The sequence below is a fragment of the Actinosynnema sp. NPDC004786 genome (assembly GCF_053601135.1).
The window spans coordinates 234,043-241,763 of sequence record NZ_JBSGBG010000002.1 but is presented as its reverse complement, the minus strand read 5'-3'; the positions used below and the strand labels follow the sequence as shown (position 1 = coordinate 241,763).

The 7,721-nt window shown below is 75.0% G+C and carries 1 protein-coding gene; it reads right to left on the bottom strand.

Annotation, left to right across the window (positions count from 1 at the left end):
- Nucleotides 1–7,692 carry an amino acid adenylation domain-containing protein gene (locus ACWEFJ_RS03200; protein ID WP_449712770.1) on the bottom strand — a complete coding sequence of 2,564 codons (7,692 nt, stop codon included), beginning with the start codon at nt 7,690–7,692 and terminating at the stop codon, nt 1–3.
- Nucleotides 7,693–7,721 lie beyond the last annotated feature (29 nt).

Genomic DNA, 7,721 nt, shown 5'->3' with positions numbered 1-7,721 from the left:
TCACGCCTCCGTGTCGGCAACGAGAGCTTCGAGGTCCGCGAGCACCAGGTCCTCGACCAGGTCGGCCAGGGCGGAGACGGTGCGGGCGGTGAGGACGTCGCGCGGGGAGAGGTCGACGCCGAACGCCGCCTTGGTCCGGGACGTGATGTGCAAACTGCGGATCGAGTCGCCGCCCAGGGCGAAGAAGCCGTCCTCGACGCCGACCCGCTCGACGCCCAGCACGTCGGCCCAGATCGCGGCGATGGCCTCTTCGGTCTCGGTGCGCGGCGCCACGTACTCGCCGGACGTGACCGCGTCGCGCTCGGGCGCGGGGAGCGCGACGCGGTCCAGCTTGCCGTTCGCGGTCAACGGCATGCTCTCCAGTGCGACGAACGCCGCCGGGACCATGTGGTCGGGCAGGACCCTGGCCGTGTGGTCGCGCAGCTCCGAGGCCGTAGTCGGCTTGTCCGGCACGAAGTACGCGACCAGGCGGTGTTCGTTCGCCAGTACAACGACCTCGGCGACGGCGGGATGCGCCCTCACGGCGGCTTCCACCTCGCCGAGTTCGATCCGGAACCCGCGGACCTTCACCTGTTGGTCCGCTCGGCCCAGGTAGTGCAGCCGTCCGTCGGACCACCGGGCCAGGTCGCCGGTGCGGTACATCCGCGAGCCGGGCGGCCCGAACGGGTTGGCGGGGAACCGGGAGGCGGTCAGGCCCGGCCGGTTGAGGTAGCCGCGCGCCACCCCCGGCCCGGCCACGTACATCTCGCCGGGCACCCCGGCCGGGACCGGTTTCAGGTCCTCGTCCAGCACGTAGACCCGCAGGTCGGGGATGGGCACGCCGATCGAGCCGTCCGCGGGCGTCCACGTGACGTGCACGGTGGTCTCGGTGATCCCGTACATGTTGACCAGCTGTCCACGGCCGCGCCACGCGTCGAGCTTGCGCACGTCCAGGGCCTCGCCGCCGAAGATCACGTACCGGACGGACGGCAGCTCGGGGTCCTCGGCCAGCAGCGGGTAGAACGCCGACGGCGTCTGGTTCAGCACGGTCACGCCCTCGTCGGCGACCAGGCGGGCGAACTCGCGCGGCGACCGGGACACCTCGTAGGGCACGACGACGAGCCGCCCGCCGTGCAGCAGCGGACCCCACAGCTCCCACACGGAGAAGTCGAAGGCGTAACTGTGAAAAAGCGTCCACACGTCGTCCGGCCCGAAGCCGAACCAGTGGTCGGTCCGGCTGAACAGCCGGACCACGTTGGCGTGCGGGATGACCACGCCCTTCGGTTTGCCCGTCGAGCCGGAGGTGTAGATCACGTACGCGGCGTTGTCCGGCCCCACCGGCGCGCCGGGGTCGGTGTCGGGGTAGGCCGAGAGGTCCGGCAGCCGGTCCAGCGTGTGCACGGGCCGCGCGTCCTCGATCATGTGCGCGAGGCGTTCCGCCGGATAGGAGGCGTCCAGCGGCAGGTACGCCGCGCCCGACTTGAGCACGCCGAGCACCGCCACCACCAGGTCGACCGACCGGGGGAACCGCAACGCCACCAACGACTCCGGCCCCGCGCCCGCGGCGATCAGGTGGTGCGCCAGCCGGTTGGCCCGCCGGTCCAGCTCCCGGTAGGTCAGGCTTGTGCCTTCGCAGGTCACCGCGACCGCGTCGGGGGTGCGCGCGGCCTGCGCGGCGAACAGCGACCCGATGGTGCCCTCGACCGGCTCGCCGGCGGACGTGCCGTTCCAGTCGACCAGCACCTCCCGCAGGTCGGCGTCGGACAGCCACGGCACGTCGGCCACCGGCCGGTCCGGGTCCGCGACCAGGCCCACCAGCAGCGCGCGCAGCCGTCGGCCGAGCCGTTCGACGGTGGCCTCGTCGAACATCGCGGGCTCGTAGCCCAGCAGCACGCCGAGCCGTTCGTGGGGGTAGACGGTGGCGCTGAGCGGGAAGCTCGTGGTTTCCACGGCGGACAGCTCGCGCAGCCCCATGCCCCCGTGCCCGGACAGGGCGGCGAGGTCGGCCGGGTAGTTCTCGAACACCACCACGCTGTCGAACAGGGCGGTGCCGCGCTCGACCGCGCTCCACGCCTGCACGTCGGTCAGCGGCACGTGCTCGAACCGCCGCGACTCGGCCTGGGCGTCCTGCAACGCGCGCAGCCAGTCCGCGACCGGCGCCGCGCCGTCGACCCGGACCCGCACCGGCAGCGTGTTGATGAAGATGCCGGTGATCTCGTCCACGCCCGGCAGGTCGGCCGGGCGGCCGGAGACCGTCGCGCCGAAGCACACGTCGCGCCGGCCGCTGGACCGGGCCAGCAGCAGCGCCCACGCGCCCTGCACGACCGCGCTCGGCGTGAGGCGGTGCCGGCGGGCGAACTCGTACAGCGCGTCGGACTCGGCCGCGGTCAGCTCCACCGGCAGGCGGCGCGACGACGTGCCGTGCTCGCCCGGCCGGTCGGCGGGCAGCGGCGTGGGCGAGTCGAAGTCGCCGAGCACGCCGCGCCAGTGCGCCTCCGCCGCGGCCTCGTCCTGCCCGGCCAGCCAGGCCACGTAGTCGCGGAACGGGCGGCGCGGCGCCGGCTCGCCCGCGCCGAGGACGTCCGACAGGACGTGGAAGACGCTCCAGCCGTCGAGCAGCACGTGGTGGAACGTCCACAGCACCTGGACGCTGGTGGGGGACAGGCGGGCGATCGCGACCCGCATCAGCGGCGGCCGCGCGAGGTCGATGCCGCGCGCCCGGTCCTCGGCCAGCAGGTCCCGCAGCCGGTCGGCGCGGGCCGTCGCGTCGAGGTCGGTCCAGTCCAGGATCGTGACGGGCAGCCGGACGTGCTCGTGCACCACCTGCAACGGCTCGCGCACGCCCTCCCACAGCACGCTGCTGCGCAGCACCGGCGTCCGGTCGACCACCCGCTGCCAGGACTCGGCGAACGCCGCCGGATCGGTGACGCCGTCCACCACGAACGTCGTCTGCTGGAAGTACACGCCCCGGTCGCCCAGGCCGTGGAACACCATGCCCGCCTGCATCGGGGTGAGCGGGTAGGCGTCCTCGCCGGTGATGCGGTCCACCTCGGCCTGGGTGAGCCGCGCCAGCGGGAAGTCCGACGGCGTGCGGCCGCCCGCGCCGGGCTCGGCGCAGTGCGCCAGGATGCCGCGCAGCGCGGCGGCGAACCCGTTCCCGAGGTGCGTGATCGTCTCCCGGTCGTGGGTGTGCTCGCTGTAGGAGAACGTGAACTCCAGCCGGTCGCCGCGCACCTGGCCCACCACGTCGAGCAGGTGGGGCCGGGGGGCGCGCGGGTCCGCGGACAGCTCCAGCTCGCGCTGGTCCTCGGCGAACCGGCCGAGGTAGTTGAACGAGACCCGCGGGTCGCAGGCGGGCGCGGTGCGGGCCAGGTGGCGCAGCGCGCCGTACCCGATGCCGCGGCCGGGCACCGCCCGCAGCTGCTCCTTCACCGATTTGAGCGCGGCGCCCCAACCGCCCTCGTCGGGCAGGTCGAGCGCGACCGGGAAGACCGTGGTGAACCAGCCGACCGTGCGGGACAGGTCCACGTCGTCGAACAGCTCCTCGCGGCCGTGGCCCTCCAGGTCCACCAGCACGCGGGAGCGGCCGGTCCAGTCGGCCAGCACCCGGCCCAGCGCGGTCAGCAGCACGTCGTTGACCTGCGTGCGGTACACGCCCGGCACGTCGCGCAGCAGCGCGGCGGTCTCCTCGGCGGTGAGCCGCACGGTGACGTCGCGCTGCGAGCCGACCGTGTTGGGGCCGTGCCGGTCCACCGGCAGGTCGGTCGGCGTGGCGGCCACCGCGGTCCAGTGGTCCAGCTCGGCGTCGAAGCCGTGCGCGGCGTGCTCGGCGAGCCGGGTCGCCCAGTCGCGGAACGACGTCGTCTTGCGCCCGAGGTCGACGGCCTGGCCGGCGCGGGCCTGGCGGTAGGCGGTGGTCAGGTCCTCGACCAGCACGCGCCACGACACGCCGTCGACCACGAGGTGGTGCGCGGTCAGCCGGACCGACCGGGCGTCGAGCACCTCGGCCCGCAGCAGCGGTCCGCGGGTGAGGTCGAAGCCGGTCGGTGCCAGCGGGTCGGCGTCCGTGACCGGCTCGACCACCTGGCGGTCGCCCTGGAACCGGGTGCGCAGCGCGTCGTGGTGCTCGAGCAGCGCGGCCAGGGCGGTGCGCAGGGCCGGCACGTCCAGCTCGCCGTCCGCGCCGAGGTCGGCGACGACGGACTGGTCGAAGTGCTCGGGCCGCACCGCGTGGCTGTCGAGGAACCACCGCTGGATCGGGGTGAGCGGCGCGTCGCCGGTGACCACGCCCTGGTCCGCGGCGGGCGGCAGGTCGCGGGTCACGTGCGGCGCGATGGCCGCGATGGTCTGGTGGGCGAAGATGTCCCGCGAGGTCAGCACCAGGCCCGCGCGCCGGGCGCGGGTGACCACCTGGATGCCCAGGATCGAGTCGCCGCCCAGGGCGAAGAAGTTGTCCCGCACGCCGACGCGGGTCGCGCCGAGCACGTCGGCGAACACTTCCGCCAGCACCGCCTCGACGGGCGTGCGCGGGGCCACGTACCGGGTCTCGAGGCGCTCGTCCGGGGGCGCGGGCAGCGCGTCGCGGTCGAGGTGGTCGAGGCCGACGAACGTCGTGGGCACGGCGTGCGCGGGCAGCACCTGGCCGAGGAACCCCTGGAGCGCCGCGGGGCTGATCGGCGGCGTCACGTACGCGACCAGCCGCCGGTCGGCCGGCACCACGACCGCGTCGGTCACCTCGTGGTGCCGCCGGACCGCCCGTTCCACCTCGGCGAGGTCCACCCGGTAGCCCCGGACGCGGACCGTGTCGTCGGGCGGGAAGTCCAGCTCGACCAGGCCGCGCAGCGGGCGGTCCGGGTCCTCCACGACCAGGCGCAGCAGCGCTTCCAGGTCCGCGCCCAGGGCGTCGATCGTGGCGGCGTCGAACAGGTCGGTGTTGTACTCCAGGGTCAGCGCCAGGTCGTCGCCGCGCGGCCAGAACTCCACCACCAGGTCGAACCGGGCGACCGGTCGGGGCAGGTCGTGCTCGACCGCGGTCAGGTCGCCGAACCGCGCGTCGCGCAGCAGCGGCTGGTGCAGCGCCACGACGGCCTGCACGAGCGGCGTGCGGCTCGGGTCCGGGTCGGGCCGCAGCTCCTCCACGACCCGGTCGAACGGCACGTCGTCGTGCGCGAACGCCTCCAGCGTCGTGTCGCGGACCTGGTCGAGGAACGCGGTGAACGGCAGGTCGGGGTCCACCCAGGAGCGCAGCACGAGCGTGCGGACGAAGAAGCCGACGGCCCGTTCCAGGTCGGCGCGGTCGCGCCCGGAGCTGACCGTGCCGACGGCGATGTCCCGCTGCCGGGCCCGCGCGGACAGCAGCACCTGCACGGCGGCGGTCAGCGTCATGAACAGGGTGGCGTCGTGCGCGCGGCCCACGCCCGCGAGCCGGCGGACGAGGTCGGCGGGCAGCGCGCGGCGCAGCACCGCGCCCGCCGTGGTGCGCAGCGGCGGCCGGGGGCGGTCGGTGGGCAGGTCCAGCGCCTCGACGCCGTCGAGCCGGTCGCGCCAGTACGCCACGTCGCCGACGGGTCGGGCCCGGTCCCAGGCGGTGAAGTCCGGGTACTGCACGGCGGGCTCGGCCGGCCGGTCGCCCGCGTACAGCCCGGCCAGCTCCTCCAGCAGCACCTGCACCGACCAGCCGTCGGTCACGATGTGGTGCTGCACCAGCACCAGCAGGTGCTCGTCGCGGCCGAGCGGGGCGAGCACGGCCCGGGTCAGCGGCCCGCGCCGCAGGTCGAACGGCTCGTCCAGGCCGAGGTCGGCGGTGGTCGGGCGGTCGGTCAGCACGCGCAGCGGGATCGTGCCGTGCGCCGCGACGACCTGCACCGGCTCGTCGCCCACCACGTCGAACGTGGTGCGCAGCGCGTCGTGGCGGTCGGCGAGCGCGTCGAGCGCCGCGGCCAGCCGCGGGACGTCCAGGGGGCCGGTGAGCCGGATCCCGACCGCGGTGTTCTGCTCGGCCGTGCCGTCCAGGGAGAACAGCCGGCGCTGCGCCGACGACAGCGGCAGCGGCGACACCCGCGGCACGCGCGGGATCGGCGTGGCGTCCGGGCGGCCCTCCGCCGGCCCGTCCAGGTGCCCGGCGAGCGCGGCGACCGTGCGGTGGTCGAACAGGGCCCGCACCGGCAGCCCGCCCAGCCGCGACAGCGCCCGCACGGCCAGGATCGAGTCGCCGCCCAGGGCGAAGAAGTCGTCGTGCGCGCCCACGTTGGGCACGCCGAGCACGTCCGACCACACGGCGGCGACCCGGCGCTCGCCGTCGGTGCGCGGCTCGACGAAGCCCTCCGGCACGTCCCCGATGACCGGCTCCGGCAGCGCGTCGCGGTCCAGCTTGCCGTTGGGCGTCAGTGGGAACGCTCCCAACGCGACGAACGCGGACGGCACCAGGTAGTCGGGCAGTCTCGCCGCCAGCGCGGCCCGCAACCGCGCCACGTCGTCGGCCAGGGCCGGCTCGCCGACGACGTAGGCCACCAGCCGCTTCGGCTCGCCGCGCGCGACCACGACGGCGTGCTCGACGCCCGGCTGCTCGCGCAGCAACGCCTCGATCTCGCCGGGCTCGACCCGGAAGCCGCGGATCTTGACCTGGTGGTCGGCACGGCCGACGAACTCCAACTGCCCGTCGGGGCGGGTGCGGACCACGTCGCCGGTCCGGTACATGCGCGCGCCGGGCTCGCCGAACGGGTCGGCCAGGAACCGCTGCGCGGTCAGGCCCGGCCGGCCCAGGTAGCCCCGCGCCAGGCCGAGGCCCGTCACGTACAGCTCGCCCTCGGCGGCCGGGCGCAGCTCGTCGTCCAGCACCCGCACCTCGGTGCCCGGGATGGGTCTGCCGATGGGCGGCGTGCCGCCGGGCGTCAGCGGCTCGCTCCACGAGGTGACCACAGTGGACTCGGTCGGCCCGTAGGCGTTGATCATGCGACGGCCGGGCGCCCACTTCGCCACCAGGTCGGGCGGGCACGCGTCACCGCCGACGACCAGCGTGCGGAACGCGGGCAGCTCCACGTCCGGCACGGTGGCCAGCGCCACCGGCGGGATGAGCGCGTGCGTGACGCCGAAGTCCGCGATCACCCCGGCGAGCTGCTCGCCGAGCAGCGGGCCGGGCGGCGGCACCACGAGCGCCGCGCCGGCGGGCAGGGCCATGCACAGCTCCAGCACCGAGGCGTCGAAGCTGGGGGAGGAGAACTGGAGCACCCGGTCGCCGGGGCGCACGTCGAAGTGCCCGACCTCGGCGGCGGAGAACGCGGGCAGCCCCCGGTGCGGCACCACCACGCCCTTGGGCCGGCCCGTCGAGCCGGACGTGTAGATGACGTAGGCCGGGTCGTCCGGCCGGATCGTGACCTCCGGCGCCGTGGCCGGCTGCCCCGCGAGGTCGGGCAGGCCGTCGAGCACGAGCAGCGGGTCGGCGTCGTCCACCATGAACGCGATCCGGTCGGCCGGGTAGGCCGGGTCGATCGGCAGGTACGCGGCCCCCGATTTCAGCACCCCGAGCCGCGCCACCACGTTGTCCACCGACCGCGGCATGGCCACCGCCACCACCCGTTCGCGGCCCGCGCCCTTGGCGATCAGCAGGTGCGCGAGCCGATTCGCGCGGCGGTCCAGCTCCCGGTAGTCGACCACGCCCTCCGCGGATATCACCGCGGGTGCGTCGGGGGTGCGCAGCGACTGCTCGGCGATCAATTCCGGCAGTGTGCGGGCATGCGTCATCG